Source organism: Halomonas dongshanensis (assembly GCF_024790395.1).
In the GTDB taxonomy this organism is placed as follows: domain Bacteria; phylum Pseudomonadota; class Gammaproteobacteria; order Pseudomonadales; family Halomonadaceae; genus Vreelandella; species Vreelandella dongshanensis.
This window is the reverse complement of record NZ_JAJISC010000014.1, coordinates 1-1447: the sequence shown is the minus strand read 5'-3', so window position 1 is coordinate 1447 and position 1447 is coordinate 1. Positions and strand designations below refer to the sequence as shown.

Annotated in this window: 1 rRNA gene; it reads right to left on the bottom strand. The window is 55.9% G+C overall.

From position 1 onward, the window contains the following. Positions 1-20: 20 nt before the first annotated feature. Positions 21-1447 (bottom strand): 16S ribosomal RNA (locus LLY24_RS18265); the annotation flags it as partial.

Below are 1447 nucleotides of genomic sequence, written 5' to 3'. Positions count from 1 at the left end.
CCGCGAGGGGATCGATCGATTAAGGAGGTGATCCAGCCGCAGGTTCCCCTACGGCTACCTTGTTACGACTTCACCCCAGTCATGAACCACACCGTGGTGATCGCCCTCCTAAGTTAGGCTAACCACTTCTGGTGCAGTCCACTCCCATGGTGTGACGGGCGGTGTGTACAAGGCCCGGGAACGTATTCACCGTGGCATTCTGATCCACGATTACTAGCGATTCCGACTTCACGGAGTCGAGTTGCAGACTCCGATCCGGACTGAGATCGGCTTTTCGGGATTGGCTTGCTCTCGCGAGGTTGCAACCCTTTGTACCGACCATTGTAGCACGTGTGTAGCCCTACCCGTAAGGGCCATGATGACTTGACGTCGTCCCCACCTTCCTCCGGTTTGTCACCGGCAGTCTCCTTAGAGTTCCCGACATTACTCGCTGGCAAATAAGGACAAGGGTTGCGCTCGTTACGGGACTTAACCCAACATTTCACAACACGAGCTGACGACAGCCATGCAGCACCTGTCTCTGCGTTCCCGAAGGCACCAAGGTATCTCTACCAAGTTCGCAGGATGTCAAGGGTAGGTAAGGTTCTTCGCGTTGCATCGAATTAAACCACATGCTCCACCGCTTGTGCGGGCCCCCGTCAATTCATTTGAGTTTTAACCTTGCGGCCGTACTCCCCAGGCGGTCGACTTATCGCGTTAACTGCGCCACTAAGCTCGCGAAGAGCCCAACGGCTAGTCGACATCGTTTACGGCGTGGACTACCAGGGTATCTAATCCTGTTTGCTACCCACGCTTTCGCACCTCAGTGTCAGTGTCAGTCCAGAAGGCCGCCTTCGCCACTGGTATTCCTCCCGATCTCTACGCATTTCACCGCTACACCGGGAATTCTACCTTCCTCTCCTGCACTCTAGCCAAACAGTTCCGGATGCCGTTCCCAGGTTGAGCCCGGGGCTTTCACAACCGGCTTAGTTAGCCACCTACGCGCGCTTTACGCCCAGTAATTCCGATTAACGCTCGCACCCTCCGTATTACCGCGGCTGCTGGCACGGAGTTAGCCGGTGCTTCTTCTGTGAGTGATGTCTTCCCTACCGGGTATTAACCGATAGGCGTTCTTCCTCACTGAAAGTGCTTTACAACCCGAGGGCCTTCTTCACACACGCGGCATGGCTGGATCAGGCTTGCGCCCATTGTCCAATATTCCCCACTGCTGCCTCCCGTAGGAGTTCGGGCCGTGTCTCAGTCCCGATGTGGCTGATCATCCTCTCAGACCAGCTACGGATCGTCGCCTTGGTGAGCCATTACCTCACCAACTAGCTAATCCGACATAGGCTCATCCGATAGCGGGAGCCGAAGCCCCCTTTCTCCCGTAGGACGTATGCGGTATTAGCCTGGGTTTCCCCAGGTTATCCCCCACTACCGGGCAGATTCCTATGCATTACTCACCCGT